This is a genomic window from Streptomyces sp. SAI-135 (assembly GCF_029893805.1).
Classification (GTDB): domain Bacteria; phylum Actinomycetota; class Actinomycetes; order Streptomycetales; family Streptomycetaceae; genus Streptomyces.
Map to the genome: position 1 here is coordinate 2458024 of NZ_JARXYP010000002.1, position 25545 is coordinate 2483568.

The 25545-nt window shown below is 71.2% G+C and carries 18 protein-coding genes and 1 pseudogene; 9 read left to right on the forward strand and 10 right to left on the reverse strand.

The features are described 5' to 3' along the window. Positions 1 to 21 precede the first annotated feature (21 nt). The 9 genes and pseudogenes from gap to M2163_RS46635 all read right to left on the reverse strand — a co-directional run. Positions 22 to 1029, reverse strand: coding sequence for a type I glyceraldehyde-3-phosphate dehydrogenase (gene gap / locus M2163_RS15630; RefSeq protein WP_053847426.1), 1008 nt, complete (start codon positions 1027 to 1029; stop codon positions 22 to 24). A gap of 213 nt (positions 1030 to 1242) precedes the next feature. Then, positions 1243 to 4194: a M14 family metallopeptidase gene (locus M2163_RS15635; RefSeq protein WP_280894235.1), complete on the reverse strand. Its 2952-nt coding sequence runs from the start codon at positions 4192 to 4194 to the stop codon at positions 1243 to 1245. Between the two features lie 145 nt (positions 4195 to 4339). Then, positions 4340 to 5329 (reverse strand): DNA-binding protein WhiA, encoded by a 990-nt coding sequence (whiA, locus tag M2163_RS15640; RefSeq protein WP_031057649.1) that lies wholly within the window; start codon positions 5327 to 5329, stop codon positions 4340 to 4342. After that, positions 5320 to 6387 carry a uridine diphosphate-N-acetylglucosamine-binding protein YvcK gene (gene yvcK / locus M2163_RS15645; RefSeq protein ID WP_280852178.1) on the reverse strand — a complete coding sequence of 356 codons (1068 nt, stop codon included), beginning with the start codon at positions 6385 to 6387 and terminating at the stop codon, positions 5320 to 5322. Before yvcK ends, whiA begins: the two co-directional genes overlap by 10 nt. Continuing rightward, positions 6384 to 7343 (reverse strand): RNase adapter RapZ, encoded by a 960-nt coding sequence (gene rapZ / locus M2163_RS15650; protein ID WP_280852177.1) that lies wholly within the window; start codon positions 7341 to 7343, stop codon positions 6384 to 6386. Before rapZ ends, yvcK begins: the two co-directional genes overlap by 4 nt. Then, on the reverse strand, positions 7340 to 9373 hold the full coding sequence (uvrC, locus tag M2163_RS15655; RefSeq protein WP_280894236.1) for an excinuclease ABC subunit UvrC: 2034 nt from the start codon (positions 9371 to 9373) through the stop codon (positions 7340 to 7342). The genes rapZ and uvrC overlap by 4 nt, the downstream gene beginning before the upstream one ends. Positions 9374 to 9459: 86 nt before the next feature. Further along, entirely contained in the window at positions 9460 to 10134 is a 675-nt protein-coding gene (locus M2163_RS15660) for a response regulator transcription factor (protein WP_280894237.1), read from the reverse strand. Between the two features lie 523 nt (positions 10135 to 10657). Beyond that, the gene (locus M2163_RS46630) at positions 10658 to 11416 is read right to left on the reverse strand and encodes a sensor histidine kinase (RefSeq protein ID WP_348542159.1); all 759 of its coding nucleotides are present in this window, start codon (positions 11414 to 11416) and stop codon (positions 10658 to 10660) included. Positions 11417 to 11783: 367 nt separating this feature from the next. Further along, a pseudogene (locus M2163_RS46635) lies at positions 11784 to 13400 on the reverse strand (nitrate- and nitrite sensing domain-containing protein); the annotation flags it as partial. A gap of 464 nt (positions 13401 to 13864) precedes the next feature. On the opposite strand from M2163_RS46635, the gene M2163_RS15670 reads away from it, so the two are divergent. The 4 genes from M2163_RS15670 to M2163_RS15685 all read left to right on the forward strand — a co-directional run bounded on the left by M2163_RS15670 (position 13865) and on the right by M2163_RS15685 (position 17963). After that, positions 13865 to 14239: a response regulator gene (locus M2163_RS15670; RefSeq protein ID WP_280852173.1), complete on the forward strand. Its 375-nt coding sequence runs from the start codon at positions 13865 to 13867 to the stop codon at positions 14237 to 14239. 214 nt (positions 14240 to 14453) lie between these two features. Further along, the gene (locus tag M2163_RS15675; RefSeq protein WP_280852172.1) at positions 14454 to 15410 is read left to right on the forward strand and encodes a hypothetical protein; all 957 of its coding nucleotides are present in this window, start codon (positions 14454 to 14456) and stop codon (positions 15408 to 15410) included. 112 nt (positions 15411 to 15522) lie between these two features. Then, on the forward strand, positions 15523 to 16968 hold the full coding sequence (locus tag M2163_RS15680; protein WP_280894238.1) for a LacI family DNA-binding transcriptional regulator: 1446 nt from the start codon (positions 15523 to 15525) through the stop codon (positions 16966 to 16968). Positions 16969 to 17051: 83 nt separating this feature from the next. Continuing rightward, positions 17052 to 17963 (forward strand): carbohydrate kinase, encoded by a 912-nt coding sequence (locus tag M2163_RS15685; RefSeq protein WP_280894239.1) that lies wholly within the window; start codon positions 17052 to 17054, stop codon positions 17961 to 17963. Between the two features lie 75 nt (positions 17964 to 18038). On the opposite strand, the gene uvrA is transcribed toward M2163_RS15685, so the two are convergent. Then, complete coding sequence (uvrA, locus tag M2163_RS15690) at positions 18039 to 21086, reverse strand: excinuclease ABC subunit UvrA (RefSeq protein ID WP_280852169.1); 3048 nt, start codon at positions 21084 to 21086, stop codon at positions 18039 to 18041. A 228-nt stretch (positions 21087 to 21314) separates the two neighbouring features. On the opposite strand from uvrA, the gene M2163_RS15695 reads away from it, so the two are divergent. From M2163_RS15695 to M2163_RS15715, 5 genes are all read left to right on the forward strand, one after another. After that, entirely contained in the window at positions 21315 to 22001 is a 687-nt protein-coding gene (locus M2163_RS15695; RefSeq protein WP_280894240.1) for a maleylpyruvate isomerase family mycothiol-dependent enzyme, read from the forward strand. 9 nt (positions 22002 to 22010) lie between these two features. Next, positions 22011 to 22667 (forward strand): MBL fold metallo-hydrolase, encoded by a 657-nt coding sequence (locus M2163_RS15700; protein ID WP_280894241.1) that lies wholly within the window; start codon positions 22011 to 22013, stop codon positions 22665 to 22667. Between the two features lie 290 nt (positions 22668 to 22957). Next, positions 22958 to 23842 carry an ABC transporter substrate-binding protein gene (locus tag M2163_RS15705; RefSeq protein ID WP_280894242.1) on the forward strand — a complete coding sequence of 295 codons (885 nt, stop codon included), beginning with the start codon at positions 22958 to 22960 and terminating at the stop codon, positions 23840 to 23842. Next, the gene (locus M2163_RS15710) at positions 23839 to 24729 is read left to right on the forward strand and encodes an amino acid ABC transporter permease (RefSeq protein WP_280852160.1); all 891 of its coding nucleotides are present in this window, start codon (positions 23839 to 23841) and stop codon (positions 24727 to 24729) included. The genes M2163_RS15705 and M2163_RS15710 overlap by 4 nt, the downstream gene beginning before the upstream one ends. Beyond that, positions 24726 to 25484, forward strand: coding sequence for an amino acid ABC transporter ATP-binding protein (locus M2163_RS15715; protein ID WP_280894243.1), 759 nt, complete (start codon positions 24726 to 24728; stop codon positions 25482 to 25484). The genes M2163_RS15710 and M2163_RS15715 overlap by 4 nt, the downstream gene beginning before the upstream one ends. Positions 25485 to 25545: the final 61 nt, after the last annotated feature.

A 25545-nucleotide genomic window follows, 5' to 3' on the forward strand; every position in this document is an offset into this window, starting at 1 on the left:
GTCAAGGTGCCTGCTCTGGGATCAGAGCTGGTTGCCGACGAAGACCGTGAGGTCGACCAGGCGGTTGGAGTAGCCCCACTCGTTGTCGTACCAGCCGAGGATCTTCACCGTCGTGCCCTCCTGGACCATGGTCAGGGAGGAGTCGAAGGTGCAGGACGACGGGTCGCTGACGATGTCCGAGGAGACGATCTCGTCCTCGGTGTAGGTCAGGTAGCCCTGGAGCTCGCCCTCGGAGGCCTTCTTGAACGCGGCGTTGACCTCGTCCTTGGTGACCTCGCGGGACAGCTCCACGACGAGGTCGGTGGCCGAGCCGGTCGGGACCGGGACGCGCATCGCGATGCCGTCCAGCTTGCCCTTGAGCTGCGGCAGGACCAGCGCGGTGGCCTTGGCGGCACCCGTGGTGGTCGGGATGATGTTCTCGGCGGCGGCGCGGGCGCGGCGCAGGTCCTTGTGCGGGAAGTCCAGGATGCGCTGGTCGTTGGTGTACGCGTGGACCGTGGTCATCAGACCCTTGACGATGCCGAAGTTCTCGTCGAGGACCTTGGCCATCGGCGCCACACAGTTGGTGGTGCAGGAGGCGTTCGAGATGACGTGGTGGTTGGCCGCGTCGTACTTGTTCTCGTTGACGCCCATCACGATGGTGATGTCCTCGTCCTTGGCCGGAGCCGAGATGAGGACCTTCTTGGCGCCGCCGGCGATGTGCTTCTCGGCGTCGGCCTTCTTCGTGAAGATGCCGGTCGACTCGACGACGATGTCGACGCCCAGCTCGCCCCACGGGATGTCGGCCGGGTTGCGCTCGGACAGCACCTTGATGGTGTGACCGTCGACGGTGATCGTGTCGGCGGTGTGCGACACCTCGGCCTTGAGGCGGCCCAGGATGGTGTCGTACTTCAGCAGGTGCGCAGTGGTCGCGGTGTCACCCAGGTCGTTGACAGCCACGATCTCGATGTCAGCACCCTGCTCCAGCAGCGCGCGGAAGTAGTTACGACCGATGCGGCCAAAGCCGTTGATGCCTACGCGGATCGTCACGAACCGATCTCCTCGTTGGTACGCCGGTTGTGAGACCGGCGAGCTGTATGGGATGTCCCCGACCACCCCCGACCCTACCTCCCTGAGGCATCCGGAGTGACATCGAGATGCCCCATACACGGCAGGGCGGTCCGTACCCGCCAGTAGGGGTACGGACCGCCCCGGACCGAAAGCTCCGGTCACCCGGGGCGACTACGCCGGGTCACGTCCGGTTCACCCCCCGACGGCGGCGAGTGCCTTCTTGACGAGGGCCGTGCGGTCGGCCGCCGCGGTCACGTGCTCCAGGCCGAAGCCCAGCAGAACGGTGTCGTCCGTGGTGACCGCTCCGTACGTCTTGAACAGCTCTCCGGCGCGCCCCCAGTCCTTGACGACCGCGGGACTGCCCGCGGGCGGACCGGGCACGCTCCAGACGCCGAGCGAGGTCTCGAAGCCCTCGGTCTCGGTGGCCTGGCCGCCGATGACCACGGACGCGTTGTCGGCGAGGACACCGCGACCGCCGGAGCCCGGGTCGGTGATGTAGCTGAGGGAGACCTCGACCTTCTTGCCGGCGTACGCGGAGAGGTCGAAGGAGACCTCCTGCCAGCCGGCCGACGACCCGGTGAGGCTGTTCCACTGGCCGCTGGTGCCGGAGGCCGTGCAGCCGCCGGCGCCCTGCGTCAGATACCGCTTGAGCGCGGGGTGGGCCGCGATGAAGAACCCGGCCTCGCACTCGGCGGGCACCGCGGTGCTGGTGGCGCCGTTCTTCTCGGGGAGCGTGGTCCAGTCGTCCGCCCCGGCGGTGTGCGCCTCCAGGACGGCGTGGTCGTAGCCCTCCTCGGTGTCCCACAGCAGCCGGGTGCGCAGCGTGGGCGCCTGCGCGGCGGTGACCTGGGTGAGGTCGATGGTGCGGGTGAGACGGTTCCAGGCGTAGTCGCTGTGCGTGACAGCTGCCATGGAGGCGCCCTCGTACGGGCCGTACGGGTTGGGCGTGCCCGGGTACCCGCCCGCTCCCGCGCTCGCGAACTGCGGGAAGGTCGCCACGGGGAGGTTGTCCGAGGTGACGCTGAAGGAGCCGGCCGCGTCCAGCGGGTTGCCGGGGGCGGCGCCGAGGGTTCCGGCTGCCCCGGAGAGCTTCCCGCTGCCCTGGAAGGAGGTGGCGCCCGGCAGGGTCGTCCGGGTGTAGGCGCCCAGGTAGTACTGGCTGAAGTCGTTCGACAGGGTGCCGCCGCCCAGGTCGACGCTGCCGCCGGCCCGCTCGCCCGCCTCGATCAGCTTGCCGCCCTCGTTGAGGAAGGCGCGCAGCTGGAGCTGGGTGGGGTTGCCCGGGACGGTCGCGCCCGTGTAGTGGACGACCGACCTGAAGTGGTCCAGCACCCCGAGCGCGTCGGGCGCGCCCTGGGTGGCCACGTTCCAGACGATCGCCTTGCGGCCGGCCGCCTTCAGCGCGTCCACGTACGTCTGCGCCTGTGCGGCGGTCGCGCCTTCCTCGGCGACCACGAGCACGTCGGCGCGCGGCCGCTCGGCGACCGTGTACGTGAAGTGCGCGCTGGAGACGGGCTTGCCGCTCCTCGCCCGGCCGGTGAACCAGACCTCCACCTTGTCGCCCGGGTCGGCGTCCTCGACCTCGGCCCGGTACTCGTCGAAGTAGAGGTTGTCCTCACCGCCGTAGGTCTCACCGCCCTTCCAGGCCCTGAGGTCCCTCTCGTGCGTACGGCCGCCGTTGACGCGGTACCTGAGCTCCTTGTCGCGCACGGACCTGCGGACGACGACGGAGACCTCCTGGTCGGCGCCGCGCGCGTAGGACGTGGTGAACGTCTTCGGGGTGAAGTCGGCGGCGTCGAGGCCGAGCGCGGACTTCGGCCGGTCGGGCGTGGCCGCGGACTCGGCGACGGAGAGCGCGAAGGGGATGTTCTTCTCGAACTCCTGCTGGATCAGCTTCTCGTCGTCCGGGAAGTTGAAGACCGACTGGCAGTCGGCCGCGTTCCACTGGTCGTCGGGGTCCAGGTTCGAGGCGGTCTGGCAGGTCGACATCTCGGGGGTGAACATCGCCAGGCCGTTGACGTTCGACGCGTGGCCGTCCGCCTCGCCGTTGGTGGTGTACAGCTCCGAGGAGACCTGCGGACGGTAGCCGGGGATGGCGGAGTTCTCCGGGGTGCCGGCGAGCGCCTTGTACATGACGTCGTCGGGCGTGTCGGTGGCCACCTGCCAGCCGACGCCGTAGAGGAGGAGCTCGGCGGCGGAGTGGTAGTTGATGCCGTACGTGAAGCCGATCCGCTTCTCGAAGGCATCGAGTGCCTTGGTCTCGGGCTCGGAGGCCGGGCTCGTGCCGCGGTAGGTCTCGCTGGTGGGGTTGGGGGACGAACCCTCGTTGTCGTAGCCCCACTTGTAGGAGAAGTTGCGGTTCAGGTCGACGCCGTCGCCGACCGCGATGGTGCCGTCGCCGTTGTTGTCGCGCAGGTTCTTGCGCCACAGGCGGTTGCCGGCGTCCTTGAAGGTGTAGTCGTAGCCGTCGGGGTTGGCCGACAGGACGAACCACAGCTCGGTGGAGTCGACGATCTTCTTCAGGCGCTTGTCGCTCTTGTAGCCGTCCACGTAGTAGTGGAGCAGGCGCCTGGTCATCTCCGGAGTGATCCACTCACGCGCGTGCTGGTTGGACAGGTAGAGGACGGAGGGTTTGGCTCCGTCCTTGGACTTCTTCGCGTTCTTGGTGAGTTTGAGCGCGAGGATGTCCTGCCCGTTCACCGTCTTGCCGATGGAGACGACCTTGGTGAGGCCGGGGTTGGCCCGGGCGGTGGCGAGGAGTTCCTCCCGGAGCCCGCCGCTTCCGCTGTACGGCCGGAACACACCTTCGGCCGCCTTCTCCACGCGGGCCTCGGCCTTGGCGGTCAGCGTGTGCTCGGTGAGCTCGACGCCCTTCTGCTCCAGCTTCCGGGCTTCCCGGTCGGTGAGATAGACCTCGACGGTCGCGGTGCCCTTCTCCGGCACCTGCTCGCTCAGTTCGTGGCCGTCCTGCCCGGCCGCCAGCAGCAGGGGTACCTGCCCGCTGGTGACCTCGGCGCGGAAGACCTTGATTTCGTTCGGATCAGGAGAACCGGCGCTCTGCGCGGCATGGGCGACGGGTGCGATGCCCGCGCCGCCGAGCAGGAGCGCGCCAACAGCGAGGATCGGTCTCGCTCTTCGTCTCATGAGCCCCCCTTGCGGTGGTCCGCCCCAGCAGCGAACAGAGCCAGGCTCATGACAGTTCATGATCCAGTCAAGGGCGCCTCACGGATACGCAAACGCCGGTGCCGACGGCCCAAGTGGGCGTCGGCACCGGCGCGGTGAGGGAGGATCAGCCGACCAGGTTGTCGGCCATCTCCTCGGTGATGCTGGACTCCGTGCCCGGGATGCCGAGGTCGGAGGCGCGCTTGTCGGCCATGGCGAGCAGCCGGCGGATACGGCCGGCCACGGCGTCCTTGGTCAGCGGCGGGTCGGCGAGCGCGCCCAGCTCCTCCAGGGAGGCCTGCTTGTGCTCCATGCGCAGCCGCCCGGCGGCCGCGAGATGCTCGGGCACGTCGTCGGCGAGGATCTCCAGGGCCCGCTGGACCCGCGCTCCGGCGGCGACGGCCGCGCGCGCGGAGCGGCGCAGGTTGGCGTCGTCGAAGTTGGCGAGACGGTTCGCCGTGGCCCGCACCTCGCGGCGCATCCGGCGCTCCTCCCAGGCGAGCACCGACTCATGGGCACCCAGACGGGTGAGCAGGGCGCCGATCGCGTCACCGTCGCGGACGACCACACGGTCCACACCGCGCACCTCGCGGGCCTTGGCGGCGATCGAGAGGCGGCGGGCGGCGCCGACCAGGGCGAGCGCGGCCTCCGGGCCCGGGCAGGTCACCTCCAGGGAGGAGGAGCGGCCGGGCTCGGTCAGCGAGCCGTGCGCCAGGAAGGCCCCGCGCCAGGCGGCCTCGGCGTCGCAGGTGGCACCGGAGACGACCTGCGGGGGCAGGCCCCGGATCGGTCGGCCCCGGCCGTCGACCAGGCCGGTCTGCCGGGCCAGCTGGTCACCGCCGGCGACGACCCGGACCACGTAACGCGAGCCCCGGCGCAGTCCGCCCGGAGCCATCACGATCAGTTCGGAGCTGTGGCCGAAGATCTCCAGGATGTCTCTCTTGAGGCGGCGGGCCGCCATCGCGGTGTCCAGCTCCGCCTCGATCACAATGCGCCCGCTCACCAGGTGAAGGCCGCCGGCGAACCGCAGGATGGCGGAGACCTCCGCCTTTCTGCAGCAGGTACGGGTGACGGGGAGCCGGGAGATCTCGTCCTTCACCGCTGCCGTCATCGCCATGGGCCGATCCTTCCATGCATCCGAAAAATACGGTCGTACGCGGCGGCCAACAGCTCCGGGTCGTGCCTCGGGGTTCCGTCGGGCCGGGCCACCGGCGCCAGCTCGACCGCGGCACCGAACCGCTTGGCGGCATCGGTCAGGGAGTCGCGGTCGGGCACGGCGGCCTGGTCGGCCAGCACCACGTCCAGGGCGAGTTTAGGGGCGTGTCGTCCCAAAACCTCCAAATGACGCTGCGGGGAGAAGCCATCGGTTTCTCCCGGCTGCGGTGCGAGGTTCAGGGAGAGTACCCGGCGCGCCTTCGTCTGTGTGAGCGCGTCCAGCAGTTCGGGCACCAGCAGGTGCGGGATGACCGAGGAGAACCACGAGCCGGGGCCGAGGACCACCCAGTCCGCGTCCCGGACGGCCTCGACCGCCTCGGGCACCGCGGGCGGGTCGTGCGGCACCAGGTGCACCGACTGCACCTCGCCCGGGGTCAGGGCCACGGTCGCCTGTCCCCGTACGGTGTCCACGTCCTCGGGTCGCTCCGGGTCGTGCCCCTTGACCAGGGCCTGGAGCTCCAGGGGTACGGCGGACATGGGCAGCACCCTGCCATGGGCGCCCAGGAGTCTGCCGACCAGGTCGAGGGCCTGGACATGGTCGCCGAGCTGCTCCCACAGGGCGACGATGAGCAGATTGCCGACCGCGTGTTCGTGCAGGTCGCCCTTGGACTGGAAGCGGTGCTGGATGACGCGGGCCCAGGTCTGGCCCCACTCGTCGTCGCCGCACAGCGCGGCCAGCGCCTTGCGCAGGTCGCCGGGCGGCAGAACGCCCAGCTCGTCGCGCAGGCGCCCGCTGGAGCCGCCGTCGTCGGCCACGGTGACGACGGCAGTGAGGTCGCCGGTGATCCGGCGCAGGGCGGCGAGCGAGGCGGACAGGCCCATGCCGCCGCCGAGCGCGACCACCTTGGGCTGGGCGCCGCGCCGGCGGGGTCTCGCCCCGCGGGCCTCGGCGGGGCGGGCCGCACGCCCTTCGGGGACGGCCCGGCGCAGCCTGCTCAGCCGCGGACTACGTGCGGTCATTCCCGTCCCATGTCCCGGTGTACGACCACCGTCTCCACACCCTCGGCCGCGAGGCGCGCGGCGAGCTTCTCCGACGTGGCGACCGAGCGGTGCTTGCCGCCGGTGCAGCCGATGGCGATGGTCACGTACCGCTTGCCCTCACGGCGGTAGCCGGCCGCGATCAGGCGCAGCAGCTCGGCGTAGCGGTCGAGGAACTCCTTGGCGCCGGGCTGGTTGAAGACGTACGCCGCGACCTCCTCGTTGAGGCCGGTGTAGGGGCGCAGCTCCGGGACCCAGTGCGGGTTGGGCAGGAACCGCATGTCGGCGACCAGGTCGGCGTCGACCGGGAGGCCGTACTTGAAGCCGAACGACATGACGGTGGCGCGCAGCTCGGGCTCCTCCTCGCCGGCGAACTGGGCGTCCATCTTGGCGCGCAGCTCGTGGACGTTGAGGCTGGAGGTGTCGATGACCAGGTCGGCGTCGCCGCGCAGCTCGCGCAGGAGCTCGCGCTCGGCGTCGATGCCGTCGACGATGCGGCCGTCGCCCTGGAGGGGGTGCGGGCGGCGCACGGACTCGAAGCGGCGCACCAGGGCCTCGTCGGAGGACTCCAGGAAGACGATCCGCCGGGTGACGTGCTTGGCCTCCAGGTCGGCGAGGGACTCGCGGAGGTTGTCGAAGAAGCGCCGGCCGCGGACGTCGACGACCACCGCGATCCGGGCGACGTTGCCCTGGGAGCGGGCGCCGAGCTCCACCATGGTGGGGATCAGCGCGGGCGGGAGGTTGTCGACGACGAACCAGCCGAGGTCCTCCAGGCACTTCGCGGCGGTGGAACGGCCGGCTCCGGACATGCCGGAGATGATCACCAGCTCGGGGATGGCCGCCTCCGGGACGCCGCCCGCGTCGAGGGTCGTGCCGGTACTCACCTGTGCTTCTTCTCCGCCCTGGTCCTGTCGTTCTTCGTGCTCGTTCACATTCATGTCTCCTGCCCCCGTCGTTCGTCCGGGGCGCCCGCCGTCACGGGGTCCCCTCCGGAACCCGTATTGCCGGGTTCCTCGTCATCCATGATCTCTCCAGTCGCCGTGTTGACGGCGGGCGCGGCCGGGGCCGCCTGGGCGAGGGCCACGGCGATCGTCTCGGCCGTCTTGCGGCCTATGCCGGGCACCTCGCAGATCTGGTCGATGGTGGCGGATCGTAGTTTCTTCAGGGACCCGAAATGTTTCAGCAGAGCCTGCTTGCGTGTGTCCCCGAGGCCGGGGACGTCGTCGAGCGGGCTCGACCTGAAGCGCTGGGCCCGCTTGGTGCGCTGGTAGGTGATGGCGAAGCGGTGGGCCTCGTCACGGACCCGCTGGAGAAGGTACAGGCCTTCGCTGGTGCGGGGCAGCACGACCGGGTCGTCCTCCTCGGGCAGCCAGACCTCCTCCAGGCGCTTGGCGAGACCGCAGACCGCGATGTCGTCGATGCCGAGCTCGTCCAGGGCCTTCCTGGCGGCGGCCACCTGGGGCTGTCCGCCGTCCACGACGACCAGCTGGGGCGGGTAGGCGAACTTCTTGGGACGGCCGTCGTCCTCGGTGAGGCCGTCCTCCCCGTCGGCCCACTCCCCCGTCTTCTCCTTCTCGGCGAGATAGCGCCGGAACCGGCGGGAGATCACCTCGTGCATGGACCGGACGTCGTCCTGGCCGGCGAAGCCCTTGATCTGGAAGCGGCGGTACTCGCTCTTGCGCTGGAGGCCGTCCTCGAAGACGACCATGGACGCGACCACGTCGTCGCCCTGGAGGTGGGAGATGTCGTAGCACTCGATCCTGAGCGGGGCGCTGTCCAGGTCGAGGGCCTCGGCGATCTCCTCCAGGGCACGCGAGCGCGTGGTCAGGTCGGAGGCGCGCTTGGTCTTGTGCAGGGCGAGCGCCTGGAGGGCGTTGCGCTGCACTGTCTCCATGAGGGCCTTCTTGTCGCCGCGCTGCGGGATGCGCAGCGAGACGTTGGAGCCGCGCCGCGCGGTCAGCCACTCCTGCACGGGTTCGACCGGCTCGGGCAGGGCGGGGACGAGGACCTCCTTGGGGACGGAGTCTCCGGTCTCCTCGCCGTAGAGCTGCTGGAGGGCGTGCTCGACGAGGGCGCCGGTGGTGATCTCCTCCACCTTGTCGGTGACCCAGCCACGCTGGCCGCGGACGCGTCCGCCGCGGACGTGGAAGATCTGGACGGCTGCCTCCAGCTCGTCCTCGGCGACCGCGATCAGGTCGGCGTCGGTCGCGTCGGCGAGCACGACGGCGCTCTTCTCCATGGCCTTCCTCAGCGCGCCGATGTCGTCGCGCAGGCGGGCGGCCCGCTCGTACTCCATCTCCTCGGCCGCGTCCGCCATCCGCTGCTCCAGGCGGCGGATGTAGGCGCCGGTGCGGCCGGCCATGAAGTCGCAGAACTCCTCGGCCAGATCGCGGTGTTCCTCGGGGGAGACGCGGTCGACGCAGGGCGCCGAGCACTTGCCGATGTAGCCGAGGAGACAGGGGCGGCCGGTGCGGGCCGCGTTCTTGAAGACGCCGGCCGAGCAGGTGCGGACGGGGAAGACGCGCAGCAGGAGGTCGACGGTGTCGCGGATCGCCCACGCGTGCCCGTACGGCCCGAAATACCGCACGCCCTTGCGTTTGTGGCCGCGCATCACCTGCACGCGCGGGAACTCCTCGTTCATCGTCACCGCGAGGTACGGGTAGCTCTTGTCGTCGCGGTACTTGACGTTGAACCGGGGGTCGAACTCCTTGATCCAGGAGTACTCCAGCTGCAGGGCCTCGACCTCCGTGGACACCACCGTCCACTCCACGGACGCGGCCGTGGTCACCATCGTGCGGGTGCGGGGGTGCAGGCTCGCCAGGTCCTGGAAGTAGTTCGCCAGGCGCTGGCGCAGGCTCTTCGCCTTTCCGACGTAGATCACCCGGCGGTGCTCGTCGCGGAACCTGTACACCCCGGGAGTGTCAGGGATCTCCCCTGGTTTGGGGCGGTAGCTGGAGGGGTCGGCCATGTCTCACACCCTACTGGCGAGGGCTGACACTCCGGTCTGCCTGTGGACAACCCCGGCCATGTCCCGAGGTGATCCGCGGCGGACGCCTAGCGGGACTCCAGAAAGGTGAGAACGGCCAGCACCCGGCGGTGGTCGTCCGTGTCCTCGGTGAGGCCGAGTTTGCCCAGGATGCTGCGGACGTGCTTCTCGACGGTGCCCTCCGTGACCCACAGGCGACGGCCGATGCCGGCGTTGGAGCGGCCCTCGGCCATCAGGGCGAGGACCTCGCGCTCGCGGGCGCTGAGGTGGGCGAGGGGGTCGTCGCGGCGCTGGGCGGAGAACAGCTCCTGCACCAGGGAGGGGTCGACCACCGAGCCGCCCCGGTGGATGCGCTCCAGGGCCTCGGTGAACTCGTCGACGACCGTGACCCGGCTCTTGAGCAGATAGCCGATCTTGCGGCCGCTCGCCAGCAGTTCCAGGGCGTCCTCGACCTCGACGTACGCCGACAGGACGAGGATGCCGGTGCCGGGGTGGCGCGCACGGATCGTGCGGGCCGCCCTGAGGCCCTCGGTCGAGTGGTCCGGGGGCATCCTGATGTCGACGATCGCCAGGTCGGGGCGTTCCCCGTCGACCAGCTCCAGGAGCCGGACCGCGTCACCCGCCTGGCCCGCGACCTGGTACCCGACGCGCTCGCAGAGACTGGCCAGGCCCTCCCTGAGCAGGATGTCGTCGTCGGCGAGCACGACCCGTCCCCGCGTCGGCTGCTGTGCTGCGTCGTCCATGACCCCCGGTCCCCACCCCTGCCCGGCCCGCGCGGTGCGCCTGGCGAAGCCGGGTCTCCCCCGGCTCGGCCCCCTGCGTTCGCTCCCTCAGCCTGCCGCACCTTGCGGCTTCCAGCTAGCCGGAAGCGGAATTGGGGGCCTGCCGTGACGACGTGCGGACGTCTGCGGACGATGCTCGGAGCAGTGCAGATGCAGTGCGGCCGGCCGTCCCGGGCGAGGGACGGAGGGGCGCACGGCCGAAGGGTGCGGGAGATGCGGCGGACACGGATCGTGAGGCAGCGGCGACCGGTCCGTGCCCGCCGGTACCCGGAGGAGACGTACGGGCCGACCGGCGTCCTGGATCCCAGGGACCCGGACATCGTGCGCGCCGAGCTGCTGCGGAAGCGCTGAGCGGCGGACCGCACCGCCACCAGAGCCGGTCGGACACCCCTCCGTCCGATCGGGACCGCCCGGAGCGTACGCGACGTCATCAAGTTCAGGCTCCCCCACCTGGACGGACCCCCCGGCGTGCGTCTTCGGGCGGTCACAGGTCCGGCGAGGGCGCGGCCAGCGGCAGCCGCACGTCCACGGTGGTACCCCCGCCGGGCGGGCTGCCGACCGTCAGCCTGCCGCCGATCGCCTCGACCCGGTCGACGAGCCCGATCAGGCCGGATCCGCGCCTGGGCTCCGCGCCTCCGACGCCGTCGTCGCGGACGGTCAGCTCCAGGACGTCGTCGCGGATCTCCGCCGACACCGCCACCACGCGCGCGTGGGCGTGCTTGGCCGCGTTGTTGAGGCACTCGGACGTCACGTAGTACGCGGCCACCTCCACTCGTTCCGGCAGCCGCGTCGCGGGCAGCCGCAGATCGAGCTCGACGGGGACCGGGGAACGACGGGCCAGGGAGCGCAGAGCGGGCCCCAGTCCTCCTTGGGACAGGATGGCCGGGTGGATGCCCCTGGCCACCTGGAGCAGGTCCTGGAAGGTGTCGTCGAGGCCCTTGCCGACGTGTGCCAGCTGTGCGGCCAGCTCCGACGTCGGGTCGGTCAGCAGTGTCTCGGCGAGCCGCAGTTCCAGCCGGACCGCGACGAGCCGCTGCTGGACCCCGTCGTGCAGGTCGCGCTCGGTGCGGCGCCGGGAGGCGTCCGCCTGGGCCACCACGCGCGCGCGTGAAGCGGTCAACTGGGCGCTGCTGTCGGCGTTGGCGATGGCGGTGGCGACGAGGTCGGTGAAGTCGGCCAGCCGCCACTCGATGCCCGCGGGCAGCACCTCCAGGGGCGAGGCGGCGAGGACGAAGCCCCACATCCGGTCGTCGACGACGATGGGCGCGCACGCGGCATGACCGATTGTGGGCGGCGCGCCGGGTCCGGGTGACCTCGTCGATCGCCGCGCGCTCCGCCGCCCTGCGCTCCTCGCGCATGGCCTGCTCGAGTTCCTCCGGCAGGCCGAGCCCGGACCCGAGGAGCGTCTGGCTGCCGTCGGGCTCCTGCCGCAGCACGGCCGCGCTGGTGTCCAGCAGGTCTCCCACCTCCTCGGCCACGAGGGCGAACACCTCGGCCGGCGGGGCGCCGTGGGCCACCAGGGTGGCGACCCGGCGCAGGGCGTCCTGTTCCCGGCTGGTGCGGCGGCTGTCGGTGACGTCGCGGGCGGTGGCGTGGATGAGCCCCGTCTCGGGGACCGGCCGGGCGCTCCACTGAAGCCGGACCTCCGTGCCGTCGCTGCGCAGGCAGCGGTTCTCGAACCCGGCCGGTTCGGCGCCGTCGGCCAGCCGTGCGAGGGCCTCCCGGGTGCTCGTGCGGTCCTCCTCGTGCACGAACTCGATGAGCGGCCGGGACAGGAGCTCCTCGCTCGAACGGCCCAGGACGCGTTCGAAGGCGGGGTTGACCCGTTTGAGCCGGCCGTCGAGCCCGCTGACGCAGAACAGGTCGAGGGAGAGGTCGAAGACGCTCGCCAGCTCCTGTTCGGCCTCCTCGCGCCGTCCGTGCGCCGCCGCGCAGGAGGCCATGGTGGCGTTCATGCCGCCGACGAGCTGCCTCCAGGCGCCCTCGAACGAGGTCTCGTCGGCGCGGTGTTCGAGGCGGTTGCGGTCGATCGCGGTGTTCATGGCGCGGATCTCGGCGACCAGACGCTCGGTGGCCACCCGCAGTTCGCGCAGGGCGTCGGCGACCTCGCCCGGCTCGTCGCGGCCCGCGTACCGGATGTCGTGGGAGAGATCGCCGTGCGACAGTGCCCGGGCGCCCGCGGAGATCTCGCCGAGGGGGCGGGTGATCGACCGGCCGAGGGCGACGGCGAGGAAGGTGACGAGGGTGAGCACGGCGAGCGAGGCGGTGAGATCGCGGACCACGCGGGTCTCCGCCTCGCGGCGGTCTTGGCCTGCGGTGGCGTCGAGTTCGCGGGCGGCCCGGTCCTGAATGCCGCGCAGGGCGCCGATGCGGGCACCGGAGTCGGCGAGCCAGCGTTCGTACGACGGCCATCGGGCGGTCTCCGCGCGGGCGGTGGCCAGCAGGTCGCGGACCTGGCGGACGGCCCGGCCGGGGTCCTGGAACCGGAGGGCGTTCAGCTCGGTCCGCAGGTCGGCCGAGGTGTTCTCCCGGAAGGCGTCCAGCTGTGCCGTCTCCAGGGCGGACCAGCGTCCGGCGCCGGTGGGGCGGTCGGCGGGCCCGGCGAGCAGGGCGGCGACCTCGGCCCGCTCCCGTTCCGCGGCCTCGATGGCTCGCAGGAGCGCGAGGTGGGCGTCGGCGGCGCGGCCCGAGGCCCGGGTGGGGCGGCCGGATTCCAGCGCGGTCGCGTCGTCGAGCAGGGCGTCCTCGACTTCGCCGTACCGCTCGGCGATGTCGGGGGCGGTGAGCGAGCCGGCGGCCGTCCGGGCCCGCAGGGAGTGCAGTTGACGGCGGACGGCGTTCAGGTCACCGGCGACGTCGGAGCCGGACCAGAAGGCGGTACGGGCCACGGCCCGCTCCAGGACCCGGCGGGTGGCCTGTTCGGCCGCGGTCCGCACCGCCCGGTTGCCGGGCCCCGGGCGCAGCCGGGCCTCGACGGCGGCGAGCCGCTCGCGTGCGACGGCGTCGCCGACCTCGACGACCGCGAACGCGACCCCGGTGCCGGTGCGGAAGTCGCGCAGGGTCCGCGCCTGCTGCCACTGGGCCGCGGAGTTGAAGGCGGTGAGGACCAGCAGAGCGGTGACCGGCAGCAGCACCAGCAGCGTCAGCTTCCGGCCGACGCGCAGCCGGGCGAGCGGCGGGATGCGGTGCGGGGCCCGGGGCTTTCCTCTGCGTGTTGAGCGACGCATGACAGTGCCTCAGGCGCTGCCGCTGACGAGTGTCGTGCCGCTGACGTGTGTGATGCCGCTGGGGCCCGTCATGCGAAACACCCCTTGAGGGAGGGCACTTCCACACGTCCGCGCAGGGGACGGCCGGCCGTGGTCCGGCCCCCTCAGCATGCCCGTGAACTCCGCCGCCGTCCATGCGTCCGGCGTCGCCTGTCCGGCACAGGTCGCCGCCGGTCGCGGCACGGAGTCCCGTTCGCCGTACGGCCGTCGCTCGGGGAGGGTGACCATCGCGAGCTGCGTGCCGCTGCGCCCTGTTGAACTCCCGGACCGTCGCTCCTGCTGTCGCAGGTGGCTTCGGTGCGGCCCGCTCGCTCCGGTCGCCGTCGTCTGCGCCACCCGGGTCGCGGATGCGGGGGAGCAATCCGCCCCGACTCTTTCCGGGTAGCGGGAAAGCGCGGCCTGCGGCTGGTTGGGACCCTGTCCGCATGTCCATACGCTGTCTTCTCGTCGATGACAGCATCCGGTTCCTGGAGGCCGCGCGACGCCTGCTGGAACGCGACGGGATATCGGTCGTCGGCGTCGCACTGTCGGCTGCCGAGGCTCTCGTCCGGGCCGCGGAGCTGACCCCGGACGTCGTCCTGGTCGATCTCGACCTCGACGGCGACAGCGGCTTCGACGTGGCGGTGGAACTGGCCCGCAGTGTCCCCTGCGTCATCATCCTGATCTCCACCCACGCGCGGGAGGACTTCGAGGAACTGATCGCCGGCAGCCCGGCACGTGGGTTCCTGCCCAAGTCGGCGCTGTCGGCACGGGCCATCAGGGACCTGCTGGACGGCGTGGGGGAGCACTCCGCCACCTGAGGGCGGGCGGGCCGCCGACCGGCCGGGAGTTGACCACCGTTCGGCAGCAGGTGTTGTCGGGACTTGACCGACACGCTTCAATGCGGGGGAACTCGGGGCCGGGAACGACGGCGTACGGATGTGAAGCCTTTCCCGGCACTGCCACGGACGGCCCCGGCACACCCTCGCGAACGGCCTGACCAGCCGTCCGGACCTGTACAGAGAGGCCCCCTGCATGCCGCACGCCACACAGCACGCGGACGACGTCGGTGCCGCCCACGCGGAACTGGACTCGGCTCTGCGAGGCGGCCCCTTCCATGTCGCACTGCGCGCGGCGATCGCCGCGCGCGGGCTGCCCCTCCAGCGCGTCCAGCACCATCTTTCGCGCTACGGGGTCAAGGTCGGTGTCACCAGCCTGAGTTACTGGCAGCAGGGTGCCCGGCGCCCGCAGCGTCCCGAGTCGCTGCGGGCCGTACGGGCGTTGGAGGAGATCCTCCAGCTGCCGGAGGAGTCGCTGATCCGGCTGCTCGCCGAGGACGAGGACCGGTCGGCGGCCGAGCGCCCCGCGGCCCGCTCCTACCGTTCGCTGCTCGCGGCCTCGGACATCCTCGGGCAACTGCTCGACGAGCTGGACGCGCCCCCCGACGGGGGACTGCACACCCTGGGCCACCACGAGCGCATAGACATCGGGGCACGCCGCGAGCTGCGCAGCCGTGAGTCGCACCACATCGTGCGCGCCCACCGCGAGGGCGTCGACCGCTTCGTCGCCGTCCACCACGGCGACCCGGGGTGCGTGCCGGAGCGCATGACCGTGCACGCCCTGGAGAACTGCCGTACGGGGCGCGTCCGTTCGCACCATGAGACCGGGGTGCTCGTGGTCGAGCTGCTCCTCGACGCCCGGCTGCGGGCCGGGGACACCTTCCTGTTCCGCCACTGCGTCGAGGACGGCACGGCCGGCGTCTCCCGCGAGTACGTCCGCGGTTTCGGCTCGCCCGGCGGGCAGTACGCGCTCCAGGTCCGGTTCGACGAGAACGCGCTGCCGTCGCGCTGCCACCGCTTCGCCCAGCACTCCCCCGCGGCACCCCGCAGCGGCCGCCAGGAACTGTCCCTCACCGGCCGGCACCACTCGGTCCACCTGGTCGAACAGCGGGTGCGGTCCGGGGTGGTGGGGATCGGGTGGGACTGGGAGTGAGCGGGGTGAGGGTGCGGCGACGGCCGACGTAAACGCTTGCGCAAACGTTTACGTGCGCCGCTGAATGAGATACCTTCCCGGCCGTGGGCCGCCGTTCCGGGAAGGGGATCCGATGCCGACCATGGCCGACGTGGCACGCAGCGCGGGGGTGTCCGTGGCGACCGTCTCGCACGTCCTCAACGGCACCCGGCCGGTCCTGCCGCACACCCGCCAGGCCGTGCTGGACGCCGTCGACGAACTCGGCTACACCCCCAACACCCTCGCCCGCTCCCTGGTGACCTCCCGCACCCGCTCCATCGGGCTCGCGGTGTCGGCGATCAGCAATCCGTACTTCACCGAGATCCTCCAGGGCGTGGAGGCGGGCGCGCTGGAACACGGCTACAGCCTGCTCATCGCCGATCCGCACGACGATCCCGGCCATGAGCGCAAGGTCGTCCAGCTGCTGCACGAGCGGCGCGTCGACGGCATGATCGTCGCCCCCTCGGCCGACCCACGCGAACTCGTCTCCTACCTCGCTCGTCATCAGGTCCCTACGGTGTTTCTCGACCGGGTGGTGGACGGGGTGAGCGGGGGGTCTGCCGGTGGGGTGGTCGGTGAGGTAGCCGGTGGGTCGGTCGGGGCGGCGGTCGGTGGCGGGGCCGGCGGGGTGGTCGGCGGGGTGGCGGCCCGTGGCACCACCGGCGAGGCGGTCGGTGGAGCGGCGACCCGTGGCACCACCGGCGAGGCGGTCGGTGAGGCGGCGGCCCGTGGCATCACCGGCGAGGCGGTCGGTGGAGCGGCGGCCCGTGGCACCACCGGCCACGCAGGCGGCGACGCGGTCCGCCCGGCGAACGGCGAGGCAGTCGGCGGCGCAGCCCGTGGAACGACCGGCGAGGCAGCCGGTGGCACGGCCCTTGGAGCGACCGGCGAGGCAGTCGGCGGGGCGGGCACTGAGTCGGCCGGACTTGGGGCGGACGCCCCGGTGGGTGGCTCACACCGTTTCGATCAGGTCTGCGCCGAGAACACCGAGCCGATGGCCGGGCTGGTGACCCATCTCGCCGGACTCGGTCACCGGCGCATCGGTCTGGTGGCCGGACTGCCCGGGCTGAGCACCACCGCCGAGCGGATCGCCGGGTACCGGCAGGGCCTCACCGCCGCCGGCCTCCCCTACGACGATCACCTGGTCGTCCACGGGAACTCCGAGTCGGCCGGGGCCGAACGGGCCACGACCGCCCTGCTCTCCCTCCCCGTGCCGCCCACCGCCCTCGTCACCGCCAACAACGCGATGACCATCGGCACCCTGCGGGCCCTGCGCACGCACGGTCTCTCGGTACCGGACGACCTCGCCCTGTGCTGTTTCGACGACTTCGCCTGGGCCGATCTGTTCTCACCCCGGCTCACCGCGATCTCCCAGCCCAGCAGGGAGATCGGCGCGCGGGCGGTCCGTGTCCTGCTGGAACGCCTCGACAGACCGGACCGGCCCGCCCGGACCGTGCGCCTCGACTGCACGTTCATGCACCGCACGTCGTGCGGGTGCCCCGACCCCGGGGAGGGGGCGCGGCCCTCCTGGTCGGCGTAGTCGGCCCTCGTAAGTCCCTTCCGCCTCCGCTCTGATCCCGGAAAGCCCTTCGCAGCACCGCAGTTCGAGAAAGGAACCGTTACGTGATCGTCGTCGCCGGTGAGGCCCTGATCGATCTGGTCCCGCAGGGCACGGGCGCCCTCGCGGGTCTCAAGCCGGCGCTCGGCGGCGGCCCGTACAACACCGCCGTGGCCCTCGGCCGGCTCGGCTCCCCCACCGCCTTCTGCTCCCGCACCTCGCTCGACGCCTTCGGCGAGGCCCTGCTGGACGGGCTCCGCGAGGCCGGGGTGGACGTGTCCGCCGTGCAGCGTGGCACGGAACCCACCACGCTCGCCGTCGCCACGATCGACCCCGACGGCTCGGCCGTCTACTCCTTCTACGTCGACGGCACCGCCGACCGCCTGTTCACCGCCCCGGCCGAACTCCCCGCCGGGACGCGCGCGGTGTCCTTCGGCACCTGCTCGCTCGTCCTGGAACCGGGGGCGACCGCCTACGAGGAGCTGCTGCGCACCGCGGCCGCGCAGGGTGTGTTCACCGCGCTCGACCCGAACATCCGGGCCGGGCTCATCCCCGACGCGGACGCCTACCGGGTCCGGTTCAAGAGCTGGCTGCCGTCGGTGTCGCTGCTCAAGCTCTCCGAGGAGGACGCGCGGTGGCTGGGCGGCACCCCGCGCGAGTGGCTGGCCGCGGGGCCCTCGGCCGTCGTGGTCACCCATGGCGGTGACGGGCTGACCGTGTTCACCCGGGACGGGGCGGTGGTACCGGTGCCGGGCGAGAAGGTCGACGTCGTGGACACCATCGGGGCGGGCGACACCGTGAACGCGGCCCTGCTGCACGGCCTCGCCACGCTAGACGCGCTGTCCCCGGACGCAGTCGTCGGTCTGGGCGTCGAGGACTGGACCCGGTTGCTGCGCTTCGCGGCACGCGCGGCGGCGATCAGCTGCTCGCGGGCGGGGGCGCAGCCGCCGTACGCGTCGGAACTGGGCGAGCTGTAGGGGTCGGGGCCGGTAACGGAGCGAGCGGTGCTCCGCGGGAGTCCCGCGGAGCACCGCTCGCTGTGTCGTGCCCGATCAGGCCTTGCGCGCCCGGGCCGTCTTCTTGGCGGGCGCGGCCTTCTTGGTGGCTTCGGCGGCCTTCTTGGTCGCCGTGGTCCTGGCCGTCGCCGTCTTCTTCGCCGTCGACCTGGCGGCGACCGTCTTCGCAGCGGCCGTCTTCGCCGCCGTCTTCCTGGCCGGTGCCTTGCGCGGAGCCTTCACCGAGGTCCCGTCGCTGATCCGGTCGGCACCGAGGATCTCCCTGAGGAACTTGCCGGTGTGGCTGGCCGGGACTCCGGCGACCTCCTCCGGGGTGCCCTCCGCGACGACGAGGCCGCCGCCCGCGCCGCCCTCGGGGCCCATGTCGACGATCCAGTCGGCCGTCTTGATGACGTCGAGGTTGTGCTCGATGACGATGACGGTGTTGCCCTTGTCGACAAGGCCGGACAGGACCTTCAGCAGCTTGCTGATGTCCTCGAAGTGCAGACCGGTGGTCGGCTCGTCCAGGACGTAGACCGTACGGCCGGTGGAGCGCTTCTGGAGCTCGCTGGCGAGCTTCACGCGCTGGGCCTCACCACCGGACAGGGTGGTCGCCGCCTGGCCGAGGCGGACGTAGCCGAGGCCGACGTCCTTGAGGGTGTTGAGGTGCCGGGCGATGGCCGGGACGGCGTCGAAGAACTCCGTCGCCTCCTCGATCGGCATGTTCAGGACGTCGGCGATGGACTTGCCCTTGTAGTGGACCTCCAGGGTCTCCCGGTTGTAGCGGGCGCCGTGGCAGACCTCGCACGGGACGTAGACGTCCGGGAGGAAGTTCATCTCGATCTTGATGGTGCCGTCGCCCGCGCAGTTCTCGCAGCGGCCGCCCTTGACGTTGAAGGAGAAGCGGCCGGGCATGTAGCCGCGGACCTTCGCCTCGGTGGTCTCGGCGAACAGCTTGCGGACGTGGTCGAAGACGCCGGTGTACGTCGCCGGGTTCGACCGCGGGGTGCGGCCGATGGGCGACTGGTCGACGTGCACGACCTTGTCGACGAGGTCGTCGCCGTCCACGCGCGTGTGCCGGCCCGGGACGCTCCTCGCGCCGTTCAGCTCGCGCGCCAGGTGCGTGTACAGGATGTCGTTGACCAGGGTCGACTTGCCGGAGCCGGAGACACCGGTGACCGCGGTGAACACACCCAGCGGGAAGGACACGTCGATGTCCTGGAGGTTGTTCTCGCGGGCCCCGTGCACCGTGAGCTGCCGGGACGGGTCCAGGGGCCGGCGGATGTCGGGCAGCGGGATGGCCTTCTTGCCCGACAGGTACTGGCCCGTCTCGGACTCGGCGTTGGCGAGCAGTTCCTTCAGGGAGCCGCTGTGCACGACCTTGCCGCCGTGCTCGCCCGCGCCGGGGCCGATGTCGACGATCCAGTCGGCGACCTTGATGGTGTCCTCGTCGTGCTCGACGACGATGAGGGTGTTGCCCATGTCGCGCAGCCGGACCAGGGTCTCGATCAGCCGGTGGTTGTCGCGCTGGTGCAGGCCGATGGACGGCTCGTCCAGGACGTACAGGACGCCGACGAGTCCGGAGCCGATCTGGGTGGCCAGGCGGATGCGCTGGGCCTCGCCGCCGGAGAGGGTGCCGGCCGCGCGGTTGAGCGAGAGGTAGTCGAGGCCGACGTCGACCAGGAACTTCAGCCGCTCGTTGACCTCCTTGAGGACCCGCTCGGCGATCTTCTTGTCGCGGGCGCTGAGCTTCAGCTCGCCCAGGAAGTCCGCGCAGTCGCTGATGGACATGCCGGAGACCTCGGCGATCGACTTGCCCATGACGGTGACCGCGAGGACGAGCGGCTTGAGCCGGGTGCCCTCACAGGTGGGACAGGGCACCTCGCGCATGTAGCCCTCGAAGCGCTCGCGGCTCGCGTCGCTCTCGGACTCGCTGTGCCGGCGCTTGACGAAGGGGACGGCCCCCTCGAAGGGGGTCGTGTAGACCCGCTCGCGGCCGTACCGGTTGCGGTAGCGGACCTCGATCTGCGTCTTGTGGCCGTACAGCAGGGCCTTCTTCGCGCGCTGCGGCAGTCCCGCGAAGGGGATGTCCGTCCGGAACCCGAGCGCGTCGGCGAGGGCGCCGATCAGACGGCCGAAGTAGTCCTTGGTGTGCCCGTGCGACCAGGGGTGGATGGCGCCCTCGTCGAGGGACTTGTCCTCGTCGGGGACGATCAGCTCCGGGTCGACCTCCATGCGGGTGCCGATGCCGGTGCACTCGGGGCAGGCGCCGAAGGGCGAGTTGAACGAGAAGGAGCGGGGCTCCAGCTCCTCGAAGGACAGGTCGTCGTACGGGCAGTACAGGTGCTCCGAGAACATCCGCTCGCGCTCGGGGTCGTCCTCGGGCAGGTCGACGAAGTCGAGCACGACCATGCCGCCGGACAGCCCGAGGGCGGTCTCCACGGAGTCGGTGAGACGGCGCTTGGCGGAGTCCTTCACCGTCAGGCGGTCGATGACCACCTCGATGGTGTGCTTCTCCTGCTTCTTGAGCGTGGGCGGGTTGGAGAGCTGGACGGTCTCGCCGTCCACCCGTGCGCGGCTGTACCCCTTGGTCTGGAGATCCGCGAAGAGGTCGACGAACTCTCCCTTGCGCTCCCGCACCAGCGGCGACAGCACCTGGAAGCGGCTCCCCTCCGGCAGCTCCAGGACCCGGTCGACGATGGCCTGCGGCGACTGGCGCGAGATCGGGCGGCGGCACTCGGGGCAGTGCGGCTTGCCGATGCGCGCGAAGAGCAGACGCAGGTAGTCGTAGACCTCGGTGATGGTGCCGACCGTCGAGCGCGGGTTGCGCGAGGTCGACTTCTGGTCGATGGAGACCGCGGGCGACAGGCCCTCGATGAAGTCGACGTCGGGCTTGTCCATCTGGCCGAGGAACTGGCGGGCGTACGAGGAGAGCGACTCCACATAGCGCCGCTGACCCTCGGCGAAGATGGTGTCGAAGGCCAGGGAGGACTTGCCCGACCCGGACAGGCCCGTGAAGACGATGAGCGAGTCGCGAGGCAGGTCGAGCGAGACGTTCTTCAGGTTGTGCTCGCGCGCGCCACGGACGATGAGACGGTCGGCCACGCCGGTCCGCACCTTTCTTGGCTTGAGAGGAGTGACAGGGGCGGGGCCCCCGTGCTTTCTCAGACTAGGGGGAGCCACTGACAACGCCGGTCGGATTCCCGGATGCGTAACAATCCCCGGCCTTCCAGCATGCCCGACGCCGCACCCGACCATATAGCACGCGCATTCGATTTACGGCACTGCTTCACCACCTTCACCCAAAGGTGTGGCGGCACTAGGGTCAGCAGCATGATTGATCACGCTCATGACCTGGAGTCTGTACGTGGTGCGACCGAGCGGCTGCTGACCGCAGCCGCCAAGATGGACAACGCGGACGTGACCGAGTCGTCACGGCTGCCGGGCTGGAGCCGCGGCCACGTCCTCGCGCACCTCTCCCGCAACGCCGACGCCCTGGTGAACGTCCTGGAGGGCCGGCCCATGTACTCCTCCGCGGAAGCGCGCGACGCCGACATCGAGCGCGACGCCCCGCGCCCCCTCGACGTCCAGCTCGCCGACCTCCGCGCGAGCGCCGCCCGCTTCGACGGGGCCACGGCCGCGCCTGCGGACTGGTCGCGCACGGTCGAGCTGCGCAACGGGGTCACCGACTCGGCGTCCCGGGTGCCGTTCCGGCGGTGGGCCGAGGTGGAGCTGCACCATGTGGACCTCGGGATCGGATACGAGCTGGAGGACCTCCCCGAGGAGTTCACACGGCGCGAGATCGACTTCCTGACAGAGCGGTTCAGGGGCCATTCCGGCGTACCCGCGCTCCTCGTCGAGGAGGACGACGGCCGCCGGATCCCGACGGGCGGCGCCGGGGATCCCGCGCTCGTCGTCAGCGGCCGCCGGCCCGACCTGCTGGGCTGGCTCGCAGGCCGCCGCGACGGCTCGGCACTCACGGTCCACGGCGGCGCTCTCCCCGCGCTGCCCCCGCTATAGGCTGCCGTCATGACGTACAGCGGACAGGTGACGGTCGGCGGGCCCGCCGACGTGCACGAGCTCAAGGACCTGATGATCACCAAGATCGCGGTCGGCCCGATGGAGAACAACGCCTATCTGCTGCGCTGCCGGGCCACCGACGAGCAACTGCTGATCGACGCCGCCAACGAGGCGGAGACCCTGCTGGGCATGATCGGTGACGACGGCATCGCGTCCGTCGTCACCACGCACCAGCACGGCGACCACTGGCAGGCACTCGCGGCGGTCGTCGCGGCCACGCGCGCGCGTACGTACGCCGGCCGGGACGACGCCGAGGGCATCCCCGTGCCCACCGACGTCCTGGTCGACGACGGCGACGTCATCCGCGTGGGCCAGGTGGAGCTCACCGCGCGCCACCTGGTCGGGCACACACCGGGCTCGATCGCCCTCGTCTACGACGACCCGCACGGGCATCCCCATGTGTTCACGGGGGACTGCCTGTTCCCGGGAGGTGTGGGCAACACCCGCAAGAACCCTGAGGCGTTCGCCAGTCTGATCCACGACGTCGAGACGAAGATCTTCGACGTGCTGCCGGACGAGACCTGGGTGTACCCGGGACACGGCAACGACACGACGCTGGGCGCGGAGCGGCCGCAGCTGCCGGAGTGGCGCGCTCGGGGGTGGTGAACTCCGGGGCGCGCAAGAGACATTGCGCGCCCCGTGTGAACTCTTCGCACACGCCGGTGTCACGCACGCGCTCCCGGCGTACATGGTTGCGCAGTCAACTGGAAGCAGCCCCGCACAGGATGACGGCTCCTGCGCGGTACGGGCCGCCGGTCTTTCATCCCCGCCCTCGACCGGCGGCCCCGGCCGTCTGTCCGAAAACTGTTCACAGGAATGCAACACCCGTTCCCAATATGCGGACGATTGCCGTCGTGACCTCGACAAACGGGACAGTGGACTGTCACTCTCCCGCCATGCACCTCGCCCCTCGCGCACTGCGCCGCGCCGTCGCCGCGGCATCCATAGCCCTGCTCGCCACCGCTGTCGGCTGTGCTCCGCAGCCCGACGACGACGCGAACGCCAAGGCCTCGGGGTCGGCCGGAACCACCTGTGCCAAGGGCAAGTTGGACACCAAGGCCGCCGGCAAGCTCACGATCGCCACCGACGAGCCGGCGTACGAGCCCTGGTTCAAGGACGACAAGCCCGCGAACGGCAAGGGCTTCGAGTCGGCGGTCGCCTACGCCGTGGCGCAGCAGCTCGGCTACGACAAGAGCGCCGTCGTCTGGCAGAGCGTCCCCTTCAACAAGGCTTTCGCACCCGGGGAGAAGACCTTCGACTTCGACATCAACCAGGTGTCGATCAGCGCCGAGCGCAAGAAGGCCGTGGACTTCTCGTCCGGCTACTACGACGTGCGCCAGGCCGTCATCGCGCTGAAGGGCACCAAGGCCGCCAAGGCGACGGGCATCGCCGACCTGAAGAACCTCAAGCTCGGCGCCCAGGTCGGCACGACGAGCCTGAACTACATCCAGGACGTGGTGAAGCCGACGCGGGAGGCCGCCGCGTACGCCAAGAACGACCAGGCCAAGTCCGCCCTGGAGAACAAGCAGGTGGACGCCGTCGTCGTCGACCTGCCGACCGCCTTCTACATCACCGCGGCCGAGGTGACGGACGGCACGATCGTCGGGCAGTTCGAGAACCAGGGCGCCACGCCCGAGCAGTTCGGGCTCGTGCTCGACAAGGGCAGCGCGCTCACGTCCTGCGTGACGGCCGCCGTGGACGCGCTGCGCAAGGACGGCACGCTCGGCAGGCTGGAGCAGCAGTGGCTTTCGGACGCCGTCGACGCCCCGGTCCTCAAGTGACGCTCACCAAGGACGAGGCCGGCCCGCAGGACGCGGGCGACTCGTACGCGCCGTCGCAGCGGCGGATCGAGCGGGAGCGCCTCAAGCGTGCCCGCTCCCGCCGCGCCACGGCGATCGCCGCGGTCTCGACCCTGCTCACCGCCGTCGTCCTCTACCTGGTCGTCGTCAACGCGCCCGGCTGGCCACGCACCAAGGAGACGTTCTTCAGCGGGCAGTACGCGCGCGAAGCGTTCCCGAAGGTCCTCGAAGGGCTGTGGCTGAACGTCCGGCTGCTGTTCGTCTGCGGCGCGGCCGTCCTGGTGCTCGGCATGCTCATCGCCATCGCCCGCACACTGCGCGGCCCGGTGTTCTTCCCGCTGCGCGTCCTGGCCGCCGCCTACACGGACTTCTTCCGCGGCCTGCCGCTCATCATCAACCTCATGATCGTCGTCCTGGGCGTGCCGGCGCTGCGGCTCCAGGGCGTGACGGTCGATCCGGTGTGGCTGGGCGGCACGGCGCTGACGCTGACGTACTCGGCGTACGTGGCCGAGGTGTTCCGCGCCGGCATCGAGTCGGTGCACCCCTCGCAGCGCGCCGCGGCCCGCTCGCTCGGTCTCTCCAACCGGCAGGCGCTGCGGTACGTGGTGCTGCCGCAGGCGGTGCGCCGCCAGGTGCCGCCGCTGCTGAACGACCTGGTGTCCCTCCAGAAGGACACCGGTCTGGTGTCGATCGGGGGCGCGATCGACGCCGTACGGGCCGCCGACATCATCGTCGGCCGGAGCCTCAACTACACGCCGTACATCGTCGCGGGCCTGGTGTTCGTGGCGCTGACCATTCCGATGACCCGCTTCACGGACTGGGTGACGGCGCGGATGGACCGCAGGCGGGCCCAGGGAGGGATCGCATGAGCGACGCAGACGGACCGGTGCTGCGGATGGAGTCCGTCCGCAAGACCTTCGGCGGCTCGGTCGTGCTGCGGGACGTCGACCTGGAGGTCGCCCCGCACACGGTGACCGCGCTGATCGGCGCCTCCGGCTCCGGCAAGTCGACGCTGCTGCGCTGCGCCAACCTCCTGGAGGAGATCGACGACGGCGCCATCTGGCTGGACGGCGAGGAGATCACCGATCCGCGCGTCGACCAGGACGCGGTACGGCGCCGTATCGGCGTGGTGTTCCAGGCGTACAACCTCTTTCCGCACATGACGGTGCTGGAGAACATCACGCTGGCTCCGCGACGGGTGCACGGAGTCGCCCGCGAGGAGGCCGAGGAGCACGCCCGTGAGCTCCTGGAGCGGCTCGGGCTCGGCGGGAAGGCCGGCGAGTACCCCGACCGGCTCAGCGGCGGTCAGCAGCAGCGGGTGGCGATCGTACGGGCCCTCGCCGTACGTCCCCGTCTGCTGCTCCTCGACGAGATCACCGCCGCCCTCGACCCGGAGCTGGTGGGCGAGGTCCTGAACGTCGTGCGCGACCTGAAGGGCGAGGGCATGACCATGATGCTGGCCACGCACGAGATGGGCTTCGCGCGCGAGGTCGCCGACCAGGTGTGTTTCCTGGACGCGGGGGTGGTCCTGGAGCGCGGGACCGCCGAGCAGATCTTCGGAGACCCGCAGCAGGAGCGCACGCGGCGCTTCCTGAAGCGGATCGTGGAGGCGGGCCGGCTGTAAGGGGCGGTGGTAGGGAGCGGTTGCGCGGGACGGTTGTAAGGGGCGCCCGCCATTGCGGGCG